The organism is Clostridia bacterium (genome assembly GCA_026414765.1).
GTDB lineage: Bacteria > Bacillota > Clostridia > Acetivibrionales > DSM-27016 > SKW86.
In genome coordinates, this window is sequence record JAOAIJ010000015.1 from 141,361 (window position 1) to 162,146 (window position 20,786).

Here is a 20,786-nt window from a genome sequence, read left to right on the forward strand (position 1 = left end):
GTTAATAGATGCAGCTTTGATTCATTGGGTTTTCAATGATTACAGCGATTCGCGTGCTGATTTGGGCAAACTCTTTAAAACCAGATCATAGGAGTGGTTTATCATCCAGAACAATTCTTCTTCAGGGATTGAATCATCTACAACAATGGTATTCCAGTTTTTCTTACTCATATGGTAACCCGGAGTGATGGATGAATAACGCTGTCTGAATTCCTGGGCAAGGAACGGGTCGCATTTTAGTGATAGATTCAGCTTGTTATCGCGCTGTGAGATGAGTGCAAACATTTTGCCTCCAGCCTTAATTACAATGACATCAGGGCCGAAGGGGAAATCCTCGACTGCTCCACTCTTTGATAAGCAATAATCCTTCAATTCCTTTGGATTCATACAGTGCCTCCGTTATCGCGCACAGGTATGCGCTGACTAAAATAAGCTTTGTTATGCATTATAAGTATAACATGAATTGGTAATTATGCAATAGAAAAAAGAACGTATGTTTATTCTGCTGATCTGAATTGCTAATATCGATGTAAAACAGAGAAAAAAATGTTTGTTCATTGTTGCTAAAAAGGACTTAATTGGGTAATATATGTATTAGTGTGCAACATTCGTTAAGCAGCAGGAGGCAGTTAAAGTACCACACATGCCATCATTCAGTTTAGATAGTATTACGGAGGATATAATGCCTTATATAGTAAACGATGAAATACTTCAGAGTGTAGAAAAACCTTCCAGATATACCGGGAGCGAGTGGAACAGTGTTCATAAAAATCCTGGAGATGTAAATATCAGATTTGCATTTTGTTTTCCTGATGTTTATGAAATCGGAATGTCACATCTGGGAATGAAAATATTATATCATCTGTTGAATGAAAGAGAAGATGTATACTGTGAAAGAGTATTTGCCCCATGGGTAGATATGGAGCAAAAACTTCGTGAGAATAAAATTCCACTTTTTGCCTTGGAATCGCAGGAACCTATCAGGGATTTTGATTTTATAGGCTTTACCCTCCAATATGAAATGAGCTATACAAATATAGTAAACATGCTTGATCTTGCAGGTGTGCCTATATTCAGCAGTGACCGAACAGAAGAACATCCTTTAATCTGTGCAGGAGGACCTTGTGCATACAATCCCGAACCCCTTGCGGAAATAGTTGATTTTTTTATGCTGGGTGAGGGTGAAGAAATTATTAGTGAAGTTATGGATGTGTATAGTGCATGGAAAGCGGATAATGCAACCAGAGAAGATTTTTTGAATAGAATAGTAAATATAGAAGGAATCTATGTACCTCGGTTTTATGAGGTTAAGTATAATTCAGACGGCACAATCAGCTCGATAATGCCCAAAGATGCAAAATATCCCCAAAAGATAAGGAAAAGAATCATTGATAACCTTAATGAGACTTTCTTTCCTGAAAGGATTATCGTTCCTTTTACGGATATCGTACATGACCGGATAATGCTTGAACTGTTCAGAGGGTGTACCAGGGGATGCAGGTTTTGCCAGGCAGGGTTTATATATAGACCGGTAAGGGAAAGATCGCCAGAAAAGCTTCTGGATATGGCGCGGAAGCTGGAAGAAAACACCGGATACGAAGAAATATCTCTGACATCGCTAAGTACCAGTGATTATTCTGGATTAGGCAGTCTTACAGAAGGTCTGATTAAAGAAATGGAAGAAAAAAGAGTAAACCTGTCCTTGCCTTCTCTGAGGATCGATTCTTTTTCCCTGGATTTGATGGAAAAAGCACAAAAAGTAAGGAAGAGCGGTTTGACATTTGCTCCTGAAGCGGGAACACAAAGGCTTAGAGATGTAATCAACAAGGGAGTAACGGAAAATGATCTCATAAATTCCGTAACGACAGCTTTCAGTGGTGGCTGGAACAGCGTGAAACTGTATTTTATGCTGGGATTACCGTCAGAAACATTTGAAGATATTGAGGGAATAGCAGAGTTGGGTTATAAGGTGGTAAGTGCATATTCGGCTATACCAAGGGAAAAAAGGGGCAAAGGTTTGAATGTTACTATCAGTACCTCATCTTTTGTACCTAAACCTTTCACACCATTCCAATGGGAATCCCAAGATGAAATGGATGTGCTGAGAGAAAAACAGAGGTTCTTAAAAGGGAAAATAAAAAGTAAAAATATAAGTTACAACTGGCATGATTCTGAATTAAGTCTACTTGAAGCAGTTTTTGCAAGGGGTGATCGGAGAACGGGAAGAGTACTTGTGAAAGCATGGGAGAAAGGGTGCAGGTTTGATAGTTGGGGTGAACACTTTAAATTCCAGGAATGGATGGAAGCTTTTGAAGAATGTGGCCTCAGTCCTTCCTTTTATGCAAACAGAAGAAGAAGGTATGATGAAGTATTTCCTTGGGATCATATTGATGTAGGAGTATCAAAAAAATTCCTGCTAAAAGAAAATGAAAGGGCTTATAAAGGGGAAGTGACCCCAAACTGCAGGATTGATTGTACGGGATGTGGAGCATCAGCTTTAGGTGGGGGTGGTTTCTGTTGAAAAGTATCAGAATGAAGTTTATCCGTGGGGAAGAAGTGAAATTCATATCACACCTTGATCTGATGAAAACTTTTGAAAGAGCTTTGAGACGTTCGGGACTTCCTATCGCGTACTCACAGGGTTTCAATCCCCATCCGCAAATGGTTTTTGGATTGCCGTTGTCAGTAGGAGTGACAAGTGAAGCGGAGTATGCTGATTTTGATCTTTCTACTCCGGTTGATACCGGAGAATTCATTGAGAGATTAAATGGGAGTTTGCCAAATGGGCTAAAAATCCTGAATGTGAAAGAAAAAAATGTGAAGGATAATATTATGGCATCCATATCTATGGCACGTTATGTGATACTGGTTTCTCCAGAGCTGGGATGGGATGCGGAAACCTTACAAGGAAGAATAAAAAATCTACTTGAAAGTAAAGAGATAATCGTTAAGAAGGAAGGAAAAAAAGGTGCAAGGGATATCGACATCAGACCTATGATACACAGTATAGAGGTTGGTAAGTTGAATACTGAAGCTATGACTGGTTCGGAAAATCAGGTGAATATCCAGGATTCTACAAAGAGTTGGCTGAATGACTATATTGAAAAAATATATAAAGGCTTTACAAAACCAAGCTATAATCAGGATAACATTTTCTGCCTGAACGTACTTTTAAGTGCCGGAAGCGCTGCCAATCTAAAGCCGGAACTCCTTGTTTCCGCCCTTGAAAGCTATCTTGATGAAAGGCTTAAAATAGTAAAAATACACCGTACTGAATTGTTTGTCGACAGAAAAGGGAACATTGCAGAACCCTTGGATGATAAGGTAATAAACAGTCAATGAGTGGGTATCAACAGTTTTTATATGTCCGACACCGCACTAGTGGAAAGACCAGGCCAGATACTTTTTAGGATTATGTAAGCCTGCTTTGTGGGTTGTAAGGAGGAAGAAATGGTAAATGAAATAATTGTCGATGTAGGGTTTGAAGAGACACGCGTGGCTTTACTTGAAGATAAGGAACTCGTTGAGATATATATAGAAAGACCTAATTCCGAGAGACTTGTAGGAAATATATACAGAGGTAAGGTAAGCAGTGTGCTTCCGGGTATGCAGGCTGCATTCATTGATATAGGGTATGAAAAAAATGCATTTTTATATGTTGGTGATGCGATAGCACCTAAGGAGTTTTCTGAGGAGGAGGATGAGGTATACCAAGACGTTAAAGGATATAATATCGATGAAATATTAAGGCCCGGACAAGAAATAACAGTACAGGTTATAAAGGAGCCTATAGGAACCAAGGGGCCGAGAGTTACCACACATATTACTCTTCCGGGGAGACATCTCGTACTTTTGCCAAATGCAGATTACATAGGTATCTCCAGAAGGATAGAAAATGAGTTGGAAAGGTCCAAACTGAAAAAGATTGCAGAATCCATAAAACCAAAGAATATGGGTCTTATTGTAAGAACGGCATCAGAGGGCAAGGAAGCTGAAGATTTCAGTCATGATTTAAATTTCCTGCTAAAGCTGTGGGATACAATAAAACAGAAGGAGCACAGCGGTCATGTGCCGAGATGCCTTCATAAGGACCTGAATCTGATTTACAGGACAGTCAGGGATCTGTTTACCTGGAATGTCGATAAATTCATCATTAACGACAGACAGCAGTATAGCAAGGTTCTTGAACTTGTAGACATGATATCTCCAGCGTTAAAGCTGAGGGTGGAATATTTCAGTAAAAACTATGATTTGTTTGAATACTATCAGATAGAAAGCAAGATCTCCAGAGCGCTCTCCAGAAAGGTATGGCTGAAGTGCGGGGGATATATAGTAATAGATCAGACTGAGGCTCTGACGGTAATCGATGTAAATACAGGGAAATATATAGGCGGAAACAACCTCGAGGACACTGTACTAAGGACAAATATAGAAGCAGCAAGAGAAATATCAAAACAACTCAGACTGAGGGATATTGGCGGTATAATAATAATTGATTTCATAGATATGCATGAGTACGAGCACCAGCAAATGGTTCTGGATGCACTGAGGCAGGCATTGAAAAAGGACAGGACAAAAACTACTGTTGTAGGTATGACTGGCTTAGGACTTATAGAGATGACAAGGAAAAAGGTACGTCAAGTATTATCTTCAATAATGAATGTTAGTTGTCCTTGTTGTGAGGGCACAGGAAAAATCCTTGCTCCAGAATCTGTAGCAAGAAATGTGGAAAAAGAAATCGGCAGGTACTTTAATGAAACTATAGCTCATGCGATTCAGGTAGAAGTACATCCCTCCGTTGCCGCTATATTGACAGGTCCTGATGGTGATAAACTGACTGCTCTGGAGAGCAACTACAATAAAAAAATTGTTGTAAAAGCTTCAGAAATGATGAAGAATGAAGAAATAAAAATACGGGAGATTGACATTAATTCTCTTGTATGCTAGAATATATCGGTAGCCGCACGGCAAAGGCCAAAGCAGCCGGCAGTTTTATAATGCATAGTATACAGTTGAAATCATTGACTGAGGCTATCGTTGGTAAACTGCTGCAGCTGGAATAAATGAGATTTTCAGTTTGCTGGACTTTGGAGGTTTGGCAGTATCACTGTCAACTTTCAATTTTACACTGAAAACCCTGCCTTTTGGATATCTTCTTTGGTATCAATCCGGCGAGACTGGAATGAGGAGGTGCTTTAGATGTACGCTATAATTGAGACAGGCGGAAAACAATACAGAGTGCAGGAAGGCGATGTAATATTCGTTGAAAAGATTGCTGTAGAAGAAGGTTCAGCTGTAACTTTCGATAAGGTTCTTGCAGTTTCAAAAGAAGGCAGTGTAAGCTTCGGGAGTCCTATAGTTGCAGATGCAACTGTAAGTGGAAAAGTTTTAGGCCACGGAAAGGACAAGAAGGTAATTGTTTTCAAGTATAAGCCTAAAAAGGGTTATAGAAGAAAACAGGGACACAGACAGCCTTATACAAAAGTATCAATTGAAAAAATCAATGCTTAATAACCGTAACAAAACCTTAAACTTAGACTGTGTAAGGTATTTCGAATGATTAATATAAGCATAGTGAGAGATAAAAGCAAGTTTATATGGCAGTTTGTTGTTAAAGGACATGCCGAGTATGATGAGCCTGGACGTGATATCATATGCGCAGCTGTTTCAGTTACCGCATATACAGCAGTAGGTGCTCTTGAGGAACTGGCAGGTTTAAAAGGCTGTTATACCGAAAGAGAAGGCTATATGATGTGCAGTATACCTCAGGGTATACCAGAGAGTAAAAAGCAGATTGTAAAAATCATACTGGAGACAACAACAATAGGGTTCAAACAAATTGAACTCGCTTATGAAGATTATGTATCGGTTTTGGATGAGGAGGTGTAACCCGATGATTAAAATAAATCTTCAGTTATTCGCTCATAAAAAGGGTGTTGGTAGCTCAAAGAACGGCCGTGATAGTGAATCCAAAAGGCTGGGTGTTAAGAGGGCTGACGGTCAGTTCGTACTGGCTGGAAACATTCTTGTTAGACAGAGAGGAACTAAAATATTTCCGGGAACTAACGTAGGCATAGGCAGTGATGATACTCTTTTCGCACTGGCTGACGGAAAGGTTAAGTTCGAAAGAAAAGGAAAAGACAAGAAGCAGGTTAGTATAGTAACGGCATAAATAGCAAAAAATAAATCCCAGTGAAAGCTGGGATTATTTTTTACTATTTTTGAAGAATATTGGCCATACTTATGGGCAATAGAAAATAGCAGTATAAAAAGGGAGGAAGCAGGTTAGTCTACTGGTCGGCGAACGGGTATTTGTTTTATACTAATTACCTGTTGCACATTGCCAGTGGCCTGCAACGAAGTTGAATGTTTATAGACAGTGCTAAGATATTTGTAAAAGCAGGTAACGGTGGAAACGGTAAAGTATCCTTCCATAGAGAAAAATATATTACTAGTGGAGGTCCTGACGGTGGAGATGGCGGAAGAGGCGGAGATGTAGTTTTCATAGCCGATGAGGGTGTAAGGACCCTGATTGATTTCCGCTATAAGAGGAAGTATACAGCGGAGCCAGGACAAAATGGAGGTTCCGCAAACTGTACGGGACGAAGTGCAGAAGACCTTGTGGTAAAAGTTCCTGCCGGAACACTTATAAAGGAAGAAGAGACAGGCAGGATAATTGCAGACCTGACAAAGCCTGGACAAAGCGTGGTTGTCGCCAAAGGTGGAAAAGGTGGTGCTGGAAACCAGCATTTTGCTACATCTACAAGGCAAATACCAAACTTTGCAAAAAGCGGTGATCTGGGTGAGGAAAGATGGGTTTTGCTGGAATTGAAGCTGCTGGCGGATGTAGGACTACTGGGTTATCCTAATGTAGGGAAGTCTACTATTTTATCCATGGTCTCTGCTGCAAAACCTAAAATTGCAAATTACCATTTTACAACAATAGAACCCAATTTGGGAGTAGTAAGGCTTGAAAACGGAAACAGCTTTGTCCTGGCGGATATTCCGGGATTGATAGAAGGGGCGCATGAGGGAACCGGTCTGGGACATAAGTTTTTAAAGCATGTTGAGCGGACCAAGATGTTTATCCATGTTGTAGATGTTTCCGGTACTGAAGGCAGAGATCCTATTGTAGATTTTGAAGTTATCAATACTGAGCTTAGGAAGTATAATTCGTTACTCGGTGAAAGGTCACAGGTTGTGGCAGCAAATAAGACAGATATTCCCGGAGCAGAAGAGAATTTTGAGATATTTAAAAAGGAAATTGAACAAAAGGGCTATAAGGTATTTCCGATTTCTGCAGTATCGAATAAGGGGTTGAGGGAATTGATGCTGTATGTAGGAAGCAAGCTTAATGAACTTCCTGATACTATCCTTGTTGATGAGTCGGAAGATATGGTTGTATATACGGCAGAAGATGAGAAGCCGTTTGATATACATAAGGATAATAATGTTTTTGTAGTTGAAGGTAAATGGGTAAGGAAAATTGTAAGTTCTACTAATTTTAACAATTATGAATCGTTACAATATTTCCAGAGATCTATAAAGAGCAAGGGCATAATAGATGAGCTTGAAAGTATGGGGATCAATGAAGGTGATACAGTAAAGATGTATGACATAGAATTTGATTATGTCAGATAAACTCTAAATCCTTTATCCTTCTCAACACTTATCTGTCTCCTTATTAAGGAATGTTAATCAGCTTGCCGGTTATGTGAGTTAAATTATGTATGGACAAACATATTGTACCTATTGTACAATATAAAGTACAATATTACATGTTTATTTCCTGAACGGAGGGGCAGTATTTGATCTATGGAGTGCTTTAATTGTGGTAATTGCAAGAGTGGAAGCGTTGCTTATTTTTGTTTGATGAAGAACGATTTTCTGGTAAGCGAGGAAGCACAAACACAGATTATTGAAAAAAGCAGGTCTGGTTGGAAAAAAGGAGACCCAAGCTACGAAATACACAGGAGAAAAACCCGGAAAGAGGTAGAAGTGTAAAGTGTGAGGGATAGATATTGTCTATCCCTTTATTTATTTATTATTGGAGGAACAGATGCTGACAAGTAAACAAAGAAGTTATCTAAGAGGTTTGGCTAACGGGATACCGCCTATATTTCAGGTAGGAAAAGGCGGTGTGAATGAGAATATGATAAAACAATTCGGTGATGCCCTTGAGGCCAGAGAGCTTATTAAAGCAACAGTATTAAAGAATTCATTGGCGGATGTCAGATCTATTTGTGAAGAGCTTTCGCAAGCTACAGATTCTGATGTAGTACAGGTTATTGGGAATAAGTTTGTACTGTACAAGGAATCTAAAGAAAACAAAGTAATAGAGCTGCCATAAGCATATACTAACGATAAGGGGCTGCTGTCTTCATCCGGACCGCAGCCCCTTATCGTTAGTATATGCAGACTTTAGCTGCATATAAATGTATAGCATGTTAGTATCAGAGTCTGCAATATAAAATTTACTTTCAAAACAAATAACTATATAATATTTTTGTATATAAGTGGGAACAAGAAAATGTAGGCTGAAAAGCAGTTATTGCATAATGGTGTTTCTGTGGGAAATAACTGTTAGAATTTACTGCTGGCAAAATGGTAATAGGGGTTCATAGCATATGATTAAGTATGAAGATATTTTAAAAGCAAGGGAAAACCTAAAAGGAATTCTGTTAGATACTCCGACTAAATATAATCAGGAATTCAGTGATATTTCCCAAAACGAAATATATCTCAAGCTGGAGAATTTTCAAAAGACTGGCTCTTTCAAAATAAGAGGCGCCTGCAATAAGGTAGCAAGTTTAAGTGAAAGTGCAAAAAAGAAAGGTATTATCACCGCATCAGCGGGAAATCACGCGCAGGGGGTTGCGTTGGCAGCAGCTTTAAGGAATATAAAGGCAGTTGTAGTAATGCCTGAAACCACACCTATTGCCAAAATAACTGCTACCAAGGAGTATGGGGCTGAAGTACTGCTTTATGGAGACGGATATGATGAAGCATATAAAAAGGCAGTAGAAATCAGGGATAGGGCTGAAATGACACTCATACATGCCTTTGATGATCCGTTTGTAATTGCAGGACAGGGTACTATAGGACTAGAAATGCTGGAAGATATGTATGACCTCGATATAATTGTTGCTCCTATAGGGGGAGGGGGGCTCATTTCCGGTATAGGGACTGCAGCAAAGAGAATTAAGCCAGGTATTAAGCTTATAGGTGTGGAGACTGTAGGGTTTGATGCCATGAGGCAATCAGTAGCGGCTAAAAAAATCATGTCTATCAATATGGCAAATACAATTGCAGAGGGAATTGCTGTCAGGAAACCCGGCAGTATTACTTTTCAGATGGTAAATACATATGTAGACGATATAGTAACTGTAACTGAGGATGAAATTGCTTCGACAATATTATTGATGATGGAGAAAGCAAAGTTTATTGTTGAAGGTGCGGGTGCCGCGGCTTTAGCTTCTGCAATTCATAAAAAACTGGGAGTAAGGGATAAGAAAATAGGGGTAGTGATTTCAGGCGGAAATATTGATATAAACCTCTTATCACTTATCATACATAAGGGCTTAGTGAAATCAGGAAGAAAGGTTCAAATAAAAACGATTCTCAAAGATAGGCCGGGGCAATTGGATGCATTATTGGATCTATTGGCTGAAGCGAAGGTAAATATTATCTCTATAAATCATGAAAGGGATAGGCTTGGTGTGGAAATTGGTTTTGCCGAGGTAGACCTCACTGTTGAGACTGAAGGCGTGGAGCATGCTGAGAGACTTTGCAGGCTGATGAAAAGCAGAGGGTATGCTGCAGAAATCTAAAAAGATTGGTAAACTGCAAAAAATCATGTTAAGTAATAACAATATCTATTATTGCGCATATAATGTTTATGTAAATTAACGCGTTGAATTGTACAGTTGAATAAAAATGAAATTGTTGAAATAGTTAGGGTCTATGTTTTAGTGGAGGACGAAATGAAAGAAGAAAATATTAATATCCAGGCTGGGGCAAACTATGATTCGGAGCTTCTTGGAAGGATAGAGTGTGCTTACAGGATCTATAAGCTGAGTGAAATGTTTCTAAGAGATGTGGAAAATGACTATACAAAAGATTACGGCAAACTCAAAATTGCACGGTTGAGGTATGAATTTGCACAGCATGAGATGCTTTCCTTACTCAAGGAGGCCAGAGCTAAAGGAATAAGGTGGAGGGATAATGAATTTATCAGGAAGTGTTTTTACCCGGATACCTGCGCCGGAGGAATAAATAACCTGCCTTAAGAGGATTATATGGGGTATGGTTCACTTCGGAAATAAAGCAAGCAGCTAAATGAAAAACACCAAAGAATCCTTTGGTGTTTATACATAGAAAATATCTGCTATTCACGTTTCTTTATCAGACTGTCAATTATTTCTGCGTATATCGCCTGAGAGTTTTTTTTCCAGTTATCACAGATAGTTCTTGCATCATTTCTTGTACCTACAGTGATCTTTAAATCGATAAGTGAGAAATTATCCTCATTTACTTTACAGGAGACTACAAACTCTTTTTCACTTTCGGGAGTAAAGTCTGCCGTAATAAGTGTTTCATTTTTTATATTTTTCCGGATAGAAGTAATTGTATCATCTATCCTCCCCTTTATGCCAAAAGGGATAAGGCTCGTAAAATATTCCAGGGTTTGCCTGCCGCTTGAGGTTATTGCATAAAAGGTTTTGTCTTCTACTAATTCCGTTGAAAGAAAGCCGTTTTCACTTAACTCATTTAAAAACTGCTGGAGGAGGAAATAATTCATAAACTTGTTTTCCAGAATCAGTTTTGTAATTTGGAGATTACTCACAGGCATATTTATTTTCTCTAATATATATAGAAGTATAAGCTTGTTTTCTGCAAGTTCCCTATTACTGCCTAAGCTCATTTTTCCCTCCGGTAATCCTAACTTTTACGAGTATTATAGCATAGTCCGGCATGAGCCGCAACAGGATTACCCGCGGCGAAATGCGGCACCTAACATAACCTATGTCGTTATTACCGCAAAAAAAGCAAGTCTTTAGCTTTTTGAGGATAATAACAAAGTCCGGCATGAGCCGCAACAGGATTACCCGCGGCGAAATTTCTTAAAAATGTATATGGAAATATGCAGTTTTGATATAATAAGACGGAAAGAATCAGCTAAGAGGTGCTATTATGGAATTTATAAATGATTTGCAAGTAAGGATAAAGGAATGGGGAGCCAGTTTTATTGGATATTCGGATCTTTCAGAAAAACTGCCGGAAAGATACAGCAGACTAAGGTATGGAATAACTGTTGGAGTGAGGCTCTCAGACTTTATCATTGATGAAATAGAGAATTGCCCAACATATACATATTTCCACCATTACCGCACAGTAAATACTCTGATTGACCAGATTACACTGAAGTCACTTCTTCTTATCCAGGACAAAGGCTTTATGGCATTAGCCGTTCCTGCATCGCAAACAGTAAACGATATAGAAGATAAGTATAGTGGAATATTTCCACATAAGACAGCAGCTGTTATGGCTGGACTTGGATGGATAGGTAAGAACGGGCTTTTCATAAGTAAAGACTACGGTCCTAGAGTAAGGCTTGGTACAATTCTCACAAATTTGGAGCTTCCAACCGTCCTCTCGGATAATGAGAACAAATGCGGTAATTGCAGGCTGTGTGTGGATAGTTGTCCTGCAGCAGCACTTTCAGGCAACTGCTGGGAGCAAGGCTGCAATAGAGAACATGTAGTTGATGCAAAAGCTTGCAGTGAGTATATGAACGCAAAATTCAAACATATTGGAAGAGGGTCGGTTTGCGGCATATGCATTAAAGTATGTCCCCATGGAGGAAAGAAATAGGTTTGAATATTGTTTAATTGCACCTTTTGGTATATAATCTTTATATAGCAGGTAAATATAAACAATAGTATTACAAGTCTGTATTGATTATGTCATATCCATCAAAAATTTTCTTAGAATAGTTTCTTTTTTATGAAAGGAATTCAGACATGAAAAAGGTTCTACTAGTAAACGATAGCAAGTTTGAAAGTATTATCATGAAAGATATCTTAAATTCAATGGGATATGATGTCAAAGTATCGGATGAGTTCAATGCCACTGGCGTTATTGAAAATTTTCATCCAGATTTTCTTGTAGTTAATTATATTATGAAGGAAATCAGGGGTGACCAGCTTATTGCTATGGTAAAACTCCACAACCCAGGAATTAAGTGTTTTTTGTGCTCAAGTAGCAGCTTGGATACAATGCAAAATAAAAAGATAGATGGCTTCATTAAGACTCCTGTTGAGAAAGATGAGATAGCAAAGATATTCAATTACTTTCAAAGCAGCAATAATGATGATTATGAAATAGTCAAAAAGAAGGATATAGAAGCCAGAGTAGGTGAAATAATGCATTGTAGAGGCTGTGGCCGTGAAATAGGCAAAGGGGGCACCAGTGGTTTTGCTTTTTGTCCCTACTGTGGGGGTAAGAATTAACATAGAGCCTTTCTTGATTTAGTAAGGTTAGGACATAAAATAATATATTTTTATTTATTTTCAAAATTTATTCTATTTAGTTTCATAATTTTCCGGGAAAAAAAATATACTTTATCTGTTAAGGAAGTATAATGTGATATCAATTTGCAGTTTAAAGCAGACAGATGTCTTTCTGCCTTGCTGGTAAACCCGATGCTTCATTATGTAAACTCTTTGTTAAACCCTTTACTGCCAGAATTAATGGTGATAAGCTTATTAATGAAATAGCATAACCAAATGTGGAACGCAGAAGAAAATAATTATGTAATCAGAATACGGGAGGTAAATAAATGGTAAGAAAAGAAATTGTTGCGTTACTTCTTGCCGGTGGGCAGGGAAGCAGGCTTGGAGTTTTGACAAAAACCATAGCCAAGCCGGCAGTTTTGTATGGAGGGAAGTACAGGATAATTGATTTTTCACTAAGTAACTGTATAAATTCCGGCATTGATACAGTTGGAGTTCTGACACAGTATCAGCCGTTAAAGCTAAATTCCCATATAGGTATAGGTAAACCTTGGGATATGGACAGAATAAATGGGGGAGTAACAATTTTATCACCTTACCTTAAGGAAGAAGTGGGTGAATGGTACAAGGGTACTGCAAATGCGGTATTTCAAAATATTCACTATATAGACAAATTAGCGCCGGAATACGTGATTATACTTTCCGGAGATCATATATACAAGATGGATTATTCACTAATGCTGGATTTTCATAAGAGAAATGATGCCGAAGCAACTATCTCTGTTATTGATGTCCCTTATGCGGAAGCGAGCAGATACGGAATAATGAATACATATGAAAATGGCAGGATATATGAATTTGAAGAAAAACCTCAAAACCCTAAAAGTACGTTGGCATCAATGGGGGTATATATTTTCACCTGGAAGGTGCTTAGAGAATACCTGATACGTGATAGTGAAAATCCCGTATCGGATTATGACTTCGGGAAAAATATCATTCCCTTGATGCTTGGTGAAGGAAGAAGCATGTGGGCCTATAAGTTCCAGGGGTATTGGAGGGATGTAGGCACGATTCAGGCTTTTTGGGAATCTAATATGGATTTGATCAGAAGAGTTCCTGATTTTAATCTATTTGATCCTGGTTGGAAGATTTATACCCCAAACCCGGTTGCTCCTGCCCACTATATCGGGCCAAACGGCAGCGTCAAGAAATCAATTGTTGCTGAAGGGTGCATGATTTACGGACAGGTAAAAAACTCTGTTGTTTTTCCTGGAGTAATTATTGAGGAAGGTACTGTTATAGAAGACTCCATAGTTATGTCAAATTGCAGGATTGGGGCAGGCAGCTATGCAAACCAGTGCATTATCGGTGAAAGTGTGCAGATAGGGCAAGGGGTGAAAATTGGCATCGGAGAAATTGTTTCAAACGAACATAAGCCCAATATATATACTTCCGGCATAACTGTTATTGGTGAAGGTGCTATGATACCCGATGGTGTAGAAATAGGGAAGAATGTAATGGTGGATATAGATGCCTCAACTGAAGATTTCTACCAAATGAGAATTCTTTCAGGAAAAAGTGTATTTAAGGGTGGTGTAAGCGAATGAAAAATACAATGGGAATAATACTGACCGGAGGAAAAAACAACAGATTAAAGGAATTATCTGCTAAGAGGTCAATTTCGGCTGTACCGGTAGGAGGCAAATATAGGACTATTGATTTTACTTTATCAAATTTTGTTAATTCGGGTGTAACGAATATAGGTGTATTAACCCAGTATAGTTTCCGTTCTCTTATGGATCATCTGGGATCAGGCAAGGAGTGGGACCTGGATAGGAAAAACGACGGGCTGTTTATTTTTCCTCCTTATTTGTCAGGTGATGATAACGGGTGGTATAGGGGCAGTGCGGATGCAATGTATAACAATCTGACCTTCTTGAGGAGAAGTAATGAGAAATACGTTATCATTGCACAAGGTAACTGCATATATAAAATGAATTTTGATGATATGCTTGATTTCCATATAAATAAAAATTCCGATATAACTGTTGCTTACAGGGAGATGAACAATTATTCCGACGAAGAAATGTCTCTCCTGGGCTTATTGAAGGTAGACGAAAACAAAAGGATTGTGGACTTACAGGAAAAACCTCGTCATCCATGGACGAAAACGGGTTCCATGGGTATATATATAATAAACAGGGAGTTGCTGATTGCACTGCTGGAAGAGAGTGCAGCCCACGGAAATTATGATTTTGTGAAAGATATTTTGATTAAAAAACTTAACGAGCTGAATTTATTCGGTTATGAATTCAAGGGATATTGGAGAAGTCTGAGTACAATACAAATGTATTACAAGTGCAATATGGAATTGCTGAATCCTGAAACCAGACGAGAGCTATTCATTGACAGTGGCAGGATATATACTAAGGTAAAAGATGAGCCGCCTGCAAAATACAATGATGAAGCAGAGGTAAAGAACTCTATTATAGCTGACGGGTGCATTATTGAGGGGACAGTGGAAAATTCCGTGCTATTCAGGGGAGTTACAGTAAAGAGGGGGGCTTTTATAAAGGATAGTATAATTATGCAGGGGGCGAGCATTGAAGAGGGTGCTGTTTTAAATTATGCAATTCTTGATAAGGGTGTTGTTATGACAGAGGGTAAATGTCTGAAAGGTGAGCCAAACTGGCCGATTATAGTGGGTAAGAATGTAAGAGTTTAGTATTGAGTCAATGGCTTAATCCCTAAAAATGACTCATATTTATACTTTGAGTAAAGTTATTGAGTTAAGGCAGTAAACGAAGGTAGAGAAAATGCTTTTAAGTATTGAGCAGAATCTTTACCTTTTTATTTTGAGCATCTAATTACGGAGGATACACAGATGATACATGGGATACCAAAGTACAAAGAGCCGGATTTCAGCAAGGAGCAGTTTACTTCGGCACCGGATGTCAGGGTGGCTGTAGTATTGGCAGATGGAGTAGCTCCAGAGGATTATCATGCGACTAGTATTTTTCCGGAATATTTTAAGTTACATGGTAAGTGGACACTTATAAGTGAAAGCAGAATGGATTCGGTAGTCGTGGTAAAAAAGAATAATACTCTCGAAGTAAAAGAATTGAGAAAGTTAGCCAAGGGTGAACGTGTGGTGTTGGGAAGGTCTGAAGATGCAAGTGAAGGCATATTTGTATATACTCAGGGCTTCAGGAAACTTATGGAGAAGGATGAAGCTTTTGCATTCAGATCTGGAAGGTCCAGGGAAACTCCATATTCACGTGATTATGACAGATTATATGAATTGCTGATGCATGAAAAGAGGAACGGATACATAGTATGGGTATTAGGACCGGCAGTTACCTTTGACTCGGATTCCAGGAGAGCGATGGAATCGCTTATAGAGAACGGATTTGTACATGCTGTTTTTGCAGGTAATGCCTTAGCTACTCACGATATGGAAGGAAGTATGTTCAAGACTGCTTTAGGACAGGATATTTATACACAGGATTCTATTTTGAATGGGCATTATCATCACCTTGATGTTATAAACAGAGCAAGAACGGCGGGTTCAATAAAGGAATTCCTTGAACATTATAATATAAACAGTGGCATAGTACATGCATGTGTAAAAAACAATGTTCCATTGGTGCTGGCTGGATCAATAAGGGATGACGGGCCTTTGCCGGGGGTCATATCTGATGTTTATGAAGCTCAGGATGCAATGAGACAGCATACAAGAAAAGCGACCACAGTGTTGGGCTTGGCTACACAGCTTCATTCCATAGCGACAGGCAATATGACACCTGCATATCAGGTGATTAGTGGCGTTGTACGGCCTGTATTTATTTATAGCATAGATATTTCGGAATTTGCTGTCAACAAATTGAGGGATAGAGGGAGTCTTGAAGTAACTTCTATAGTAACAAATATTCAGGATTTTTTAGTTAATCTCGAAAGAAATTTGACTAGGTAAAGGAGCAGTAATGAAGAGTTTTTATTTCGGAGCTATACTTGTATCGGTTTCTGCGCTGGGTTACGGCATTATGCCTGTATTTGCAAAATTCGCATATAAAGGTGGAATAAATACTACGACACTTTTACTAATCCGATTTGGGCTGGCGGCGTTGTTATTTTTTTCTTATTTATTAATCAGATACAGAAAAATAAGTATCAGCCTGAAACAAGTCGGAGTTCTGTTTATTCTAGGCGGTATATGCTACACAGGTCAATCCTTTCTGTATTTTTCTGCAGTCAAACACATTCCGGGCTCTCTCGCTACACTGCTTGTGTATGTAGCACCGGTGCTTGTAGCTGTTTTTTCTTTTTTTATTGACAAAGAAAGAATCACACTGAAAGTAATACTCCCGATAGCAGTAGCCTTTACAGGCCTTGTGATTGTTTGCAAAGACAGCATTGGAAAGGTTGACTTTAGAGGGATTATTATGGCTCTGGGTGCTGCGTTAGTATATGCATTCTATGTGATTTTAAGTAACCGTGTTGTCAAACAGCTTCCAGCTGTTATGTCCAGTGCGTTTATTACATTTTTTACAGCCGTAGCTCTTTTATCCGGTGGCACGGCATCAGGTTCTGTGTCACTTGATTTCAAACCTGTTACCTGGGTATATATAGCCGCATTGGTAATGATCTCGACTGTACTTGCATTAGCTGCTTTTTTAGCCGGACTTGACAGGCTGGGGTCCACAAAAGCATCCATACTTAGTATGCTGGAACCAGTCTTTGCGGTCATTTTTTCAGTGGCTTTTCTTGCGGAAAAACTTACTGTGTATCAACTTTTTGGCGGTATGATAGTAATAACGGGGGCCTTTATGGTAATAAGACCGCAAAAGACCGATAAAAAGAGTACAAATGGTAAAGAATTAAATTAACATAATATAATATTTACTGTTTATGTTATCCGTTCTATAATGTTTATAGATAAACTATCTTAAAGCTGTTTACATCTGAGCTTTTATTTCCACTAAAGCTACGATTCTGAATGAAAGGTATTTTTGCGTAGAGTTGCTGGTTCGCAAGCAATAAAATATTTCCCGGGAGGAAAAAATATGTTAAATGAATCAAGTTTCACGGTAAGAGAATCAGGCAGGAGGGAGGACAGTTTCTATATTGACTATTCCGGAGTGTACAGAATAGCTGATATAGCTAATCAGGCAGGCATTAAGAATGCAGAAATTAAGAAGATATATATAGATAACGGGGGAATCTATGATGAATCACTTGACATATATTACTTTAACAATATAGATAGCGCAAAAACAGTTATTTATGAAATTTTGAAAGGTATGAAGCCTGATGCCAGAGGAAGGCTTTTACTGCTGACAGAAGCGGAGATTGAATACATCCGGCAGGCATTGATAAACGAAGGTTCAAATAATTTGCATCTCAGTAATAAAGTAAAGGATGCGATCTTTAAGAAATTGAACAGATAAACCTATATAGCATGTAGGTATGAATGCTATATAGGTAGACAAAAAGTAAAAGTACAAAGATGTATGCATTTTTGTACAAATCTTTACAGGTTTATTATAGTACGTTAGCAGGCAGTACTAAATTTTCAGAGATACAAAATAAATAATTATTATGTAAATTAAATATTGTAATATTTGTGCTTTTAATATAATATATTAATGATAAATATACGGACTGACCGGGATTGTTTACAGTTGAGTGGATATACTTTTTGTAAACAATCTTTTTATTTACAAGGAAAATTCGTAATTTGTTATTAAGGATAGGGGGAACAATTATGGCAGGAATAAAAAACAGAATTTTTGTATGTGTATTGGCTTTGGTATTGATTTTGTCTCTGGCACTTAGCGCATGTGGAAAAGCAGACGATAGTATACTTCGTGTAGGGGTAGATGACAGCTATCCTCCAATGGAGTATAAGGACAAGGATGGTAAAACAACAATAGGGTTTGACGTTGATGTAGCAAAGGAATTGGCAAAAAAGCTTGGGAAAAAGGATGTTGAGTTTATATCAAATGACTGGACAGGTATTTTTGATGCCCTTGAAACAGATAAATTCGATGTAATTATTTCTTCTGTAAGTATTAATGATGAGAGAAATGAAAAACATTCTCTTACAAAACCTTATATAGCAAATAAGCAGGTTATAGTCACAAAGGCGGGAACAACAGCGATAAAGTCGCCTGAAGACTTGAAGGATAAGAAGGTAGGATTTCAGGCTGGTACTACATCTGAAGAATTCTGCAAGGATACTTTAAAACTTGATGAAAAGAATCTCAGTTCATATCCCTTAGTTACACAGCCTTTTATGGACCTTGAAGCTGGTAGGATTGAAGCAATAATGGTTGACGTAGTTGTTGCGAAATACTATATTGCAAACAATAAAGGCAAATTTGTACTTGCCTGGGAAAGCTCAGAAGCTGAACCTATGGCGCTCTGCTTCCCTAAAAAAGACACAGAATTGAGAGATAAGGCAAATCAGATATTGGATGAAATGCAGAAAGACGGAACTATGAAGGCTATTTCAGAAAAATGGTTTGGTGAAGACGTTACAAAGAACCTTGAGTGATATTTCGTATTTATGCGTTGGGCTGCGTAGGTTTATTGCAGTTCAACGCAGTTTTATGATTTGTGTAATGTATAACAATTAGGGAGTTGTTCAATTTGGATTTTGATAGGCTTATAGGATATATGCCAGCTCTTTTGGAAGGTGCACTGAACACGGTTTTGTTAACGGTTATTTCCGTTTTATTCGGGTCTGTACTCGGTCTTTTTCTGGCGCTTGGCAGACTTTCTAAAAACAAAATAGTCGATAGGATATGCTGGATTTATATTTGGCTGTTCAGGGGAACGCCACTTTTAATGCAATTGTTTTTCATTTATTATGCATTGCCAAAGATACATCCTGCACTTACACTGCCGGGACAGTGGATACCTGCACTACTGGCGCTTGCATTGAATTCCGGAGCATATCTGGCCGAAATTATCAGGGCAGCAATACAGTCAATTGATAAAGGCCAGATGGAAGCAGCCAAAGCACTTGGGATGAGTTATAGTCAGGCAATGAGGAGAATTATCGTGCCTCAATCCTATAGAAGGTTGATACCGCCTGTTGGAAATGAGTTGATAGCATTATTGAAGGATTCTTCACTTGTTGCAATGATTGCAATGACCGAGCTTATGAAAGTGACAAATCAGATATCCACCAGGGAATCTGATGCAGCAATTTACTTGCCTGCAGCAATACTGTATCTGTCGATGACCACGTTGTTTACCTATGTTTTTGAAAAGCTGGAAAAGAAATATTCTGTATATGAATAGGGGGTGGAGCGAATGATGGTTAAAATGGAAAATGTGGCAAAGTCATTCGGAACCCTTGAGGTGCTTAGAAATATCAATTTTGAGGTAACACAAGGAGAGGTTGTCTGTATTATAGGCCCAAGTGGTTCCGGAAAGAGTACCATACTGAGGTGCTTGAACCATCTTGAAAGGATTACTTCCGGCAGGGTATTTATCCAGGGAAGGCTGGTGGATGAAAGAATTAACGGAAAGGATCAGCTGAAGATATCTCACAAGCAGGTTTCTGAGATTTGTACGGAACTTGGCATGGTATTTCAGAGATTTAACCTGTTTCCACATATGACTGTATTAGAAAACATAATAGAGGCGCCTGTCACTGTCAAAAAAGTGCCTAAAGAAGAAGCTTCAAGATATGCTGCTGAACTGTTGAAAAAGGTAGGACTCGAAGATAAGCGGGATGAATATCCCTCCAGGTTGTCCGGAGGTCAGCAGCAGAGGGTTGCCATAGCAAGAGCCCTTGCTATGAAACCAAAGATAATGCTGTTTGATGAACCAACTTCAGCACTTGACCCTGAACTGGTAGGTGAGGTGCTTGAAGTAATGAAAGAACTGGCACGGGAAGGTATGACCATGATAGTGGTAACACATGAGATGGGCTTTGCCAAGGAAGTAGCTAACAGAGTATTGTTTATGGATAGAGGAGAGATTCTTGAGGAAGGTGTACCGGCTGATATATTTTCTAACCCTAAGCATGAAAGAACCAGATCATTTCTACAAAAAGTGCTATAATATATGGGAAAATGCCGTTTGCAGAAGCAAATGGCATTTTTATTTATGCTACTACATCTATATGTTGGATTGTACCGGCAGTGCCGTTTTCTTATAAAATATTCCTGTATTTCATTTATAGGGTTGCTTGTAGTATCTTAATAAGTTAGAATAAAATATTGTGGAATAAATACGATTTGATTTATTTGTGAGGTA

General features: G+C 38.6%; 23 protein-coding genes. 21 read left to right on the forward strand and 2 right to left on the reverse strand.

All coding sequences use genetic code 11. The annotated features are described in order from the left end of the window. Positions 1-39: 39 nt before the first annotated feature. The gene (locus N3I35_04480; protein MCX8129341.1) at positions 40-387 is read right to left on the reverse strand and encodes an MmcQ/YjbR family DNA-binding protein; all 348 of its coding nucleotides are present in this window, start codon (positions 385-387) and stop codon (positions 40-42) included. Between the two features lie 295 nt (positions 388-682). Here N3I35_04480 and N3I35_04485 point away from each other — a divergent pair, with 295 nt between their 5' ends. From N3I35_04485 to N3I35_04535, 11 genes are all read left to right on the forward strand, one after another. Beyond that, the gene (locus tag N3I35_04485; protein ID MCX8129342.1) at positions 683-2,521 is read left to right on the forward strand and encodes a TIGR03960 family B12-binding radical SAM protein; all 1,839 of its coding nucleotides are present in this window, start codon (positions 683-685) and stop codon (positions 2,519-2,521) included. Further along, the gene (locus N3I35_04490; protein ID MCX8129343.1) at positions 2,518-3,342 is read left to right on the forward strand and encodes a TIGR03936 family radical SAM-associated protein; all 825 of its coding nucleotides are present in this window, start codon (positions 2,518-2,520) and stop codon (positions 3,340-3,342) included. The genes N3I35_04485 and N3I35_04490 overlap by 4 nt, the downstream gene beginning before the upstream one ends. Positions 3,343-3,450: 108 nt before the next feature. Beyond that, positions 3,451-4,947: an Rne/Rng family ribonuclease gene (locus N3I35_04495; protein MCX8129344.1), complete on the forward strand. Its 1,497-nt coding sequence runs from the start codon at positions 3,451-3,453 to the stop codon at positions 4,945-4,947. Between the two features lie 252 nt (positions 4,948-5,199). Next, positions 5,200-5,511: a 50S ribosomal protein L21 gene (rplU, locus tag N3I35_04500; GenBank protein ID MCX8129345.1), complete on the forward strand. Its 312-nt coding sequence runs from the start codon at positions 5,200-5,202 to the stop codon at positions 5,509-5,511. A 45-nt stretch (positions 5,512-5,556) separates the two neighbouring features. Further along, complete coding sequence (locus N3I35_04505; protein ID MCX8129346.1) at positions 5,557-5,889, forward strand: ribosomal-processing cysteine protease Prp; 333 nt, start codon at positions 5,557-5,559, stop codon at positions 5,887-5,889. A 4-nt stretch (positions 5,890-5,893) separates the two neighbouring features. Beyond that, entirely contained in the window at positions 5,894-6,172 is a 279-nt protein-coding gene (gene rpmA / locus N3I35_04510) for a 50S ribosomal protein L27 (GenBank protein ID MCX8129347.1), read from the forward strand. 194 nt (positions 6,173-6,366) lie between these two features. Further along, positions 6,367-7,641 (forward strand): GTPase ObgE, encoded by a 1,275-nt coding sequence (gene obgE, locus N3I35_04515; GenBank protein ID MCX8129348.1) that lies wholly within the window; start codon positions 6,367-6,369, stop codon positions 7,639-7,641. A 174-nt stretch (positions 7,642-7,815) separates the two neighbouring features. Then, a complete protein-coding gene (locus tag N3I35_04520) occupies positions 7,816-8,004 on the forward strand; it encodes a hypothetical protein (protein MCX8129349.1) in 189 nt (62 codons plus the stop codon). A 55-nt stretch (positions 8,005-8,059) separates the two neighbouring features. Continuing rightward, positions 8,060-8,350: a ribosome assembly RNA-binding protein YhbY gene (yhbY, locus tag N3I35_04525; protein MCX8129350.1), complete on the forward strand. Its 291-nt coding sequence runs from the start codon at positions 8,060-8,062 to the stop codon at positions 8,348-8,350. A 277-nt stretch (positions 8,351-8,627) separates the two neighbouring features. Continuing rightward, positions 8,628-9,830: a threonine ammonia-lyase gene (gene ilvA, locus N3I35_04530; protein ID MCX8129351.1), complete on the forward strand. Its 1,203-nt coding sequence runs from the start codon at positions 8,628-8,630 to the stop codon at positions 9,828-9,830. Positions 9,831-9,983: 153 nt separating this feature from the next. Then, positions 9,984-10,289 carry a hypothetical protein gene (locus tag N3I35_04535; GenBank protein ID MCX8129352.1) on the forward strand — a complete coding sequence of 102 codons (306 nt, stop codon included), beginning with the start codon at positions 9,984-9,986 and terminating at the stop codon, positions 10,287-10,289. Between the two features lie 98 nt (positions 10,290-10,387). On the opposite strand, the gene N3I35_04540 is transcribed toward N3I35_04535, so the two are convergent. Continuing rightward, a complete protein-coding gene (locus tag N3I35_04540) occupies positions 10,388-10,924 on the reverse strand; it encodes a DUF4364 family protein (protein ID MCX8129353.1) in 537 nt (178 codons plus the stop codon). 269 nt (positions 10,925-11,193) lie between these two features. Here N3I35_04540 and N3I35_04545 point away from each other — a divergent pair, with 269 nt between their 5' ends. From N3I35_04545 to N3I35_04590, 10 genes are all read left to right on the forward strand, one after another. Next, positions 11,194-11,874: a 4Fe-4S binding protein gene (locus N3I35_04545; GenBank protein ID MCX8129354.1), complete on the forward strand. Its 681-nt coding sequence runs from the start codon at positions 11,194-11,196 to the stop codon at positions 11,872-11,874. Between the two features lie 149 nt (positions 11,875-12,023). Beyond that, positions 12,024-12,512, forward strand: coding sequence for a response regulator (locus N3I35_04550; protein ID MCX8129355.1), 489 nt, complete (start codon positions 12,024-12,026; stop codon positions 12,510-12,512). Between the two features lie 329 nt (positions 12,513-12,841). Continuing rightward, complete coding sequence (locus N3I35_04555; GenBank protein MCX8129356.1) at positions 12,842-14,122, forward strand: glucose-1-phosphate adenylyltransferase; 1,281 nt, start codon at positions 12,842-12,844, stop codon at positions 14,120-14,122. Further along, on the forward strand, positions 14,119-15,240 hold the full coding sequence (glgD, locus tag N3I35_04560; GenBank protein MCX8129357.1) for a glucose-1-phosphate adenylyltransferase subunit GlgD: 1,122 nt from the start codon (positions 14,119-14,121) through the stop codon (positions 15,238-15,240). The genes N3I35_04555 and glgD overlap by 4 nt, the downstream gene beginning before the upstream one ends. Before the next feature lie 159 nt (positions 15,241-15,399). After that, positions 15,400-16,488 (forward strand): hypothetical protein, encoded by a 1,089-nt coding sequence (locus N3I35_04565; protein ID MCX8129358.1) that lies wholly within the window; start codon positions 15,400-15,402, stop codon positions 16,486-16,488. A gap of 10 nt (positions 16,489-16,498) precedes the next feature. After that, entirely contained in the window at positions 16,499-17,401 is a 903-nt protein-coding gene (locus N3I35_04570; protein ID MCX8129359.1) for a DMT family transporter, read from the forward strand. Positions 17,402-17,578: 177 nt separating this feature from the next. Beyond that, positions 17,579-17,962, forward strand: a complete 384-nt coding sequence (locus tag N3I35_04575) for a hypothetical protein (protein MCX8129360.1) — start codon at positions 17,579-17,581, stop codon at positions 17,960-17,962. Between the two features lie 317 nt (positions 17,963-18,279). After that, on the forward strand, positions 18,280-19,071 hold the full coding sequence (locus tag N3I35_04580; GenBank protein MCX8129361.1) for an ABC transporter substrate-binding protein: 792 nt from the start codon (positions 18,280-18,282) through the stop codon (positions 19,069-19,071). 95 nt (positions 19,072-19,166) lie between these two features. Then, positions 19,167-19,823 (forward strand): amino acid ABC transporter permease, encoded by a 657-nt coding sequence (locus N3I35_04585; protein MCX8129362.1) that lies wholly within the window; start codon positions 19,167-19,169, stop codon positions 19,821-19,823. A gap of 15 nt (positions 19,824-19,838) precedes the next feature. Then, positions 19,839-20,591 (forward strand): amino acid ABC transporter ATP-binding protein, encoded by a 753-nt coding sequence (locus tag N3I35_04590; GenBank protein ID MCX8129363.1) that lies wholly within the window; start codon positions 19,839-19,841, stop codon positions 20,589-20,591. The last annotated feature ends 195 nt before the right edge of the window (positions 20,592-20,786 follow it).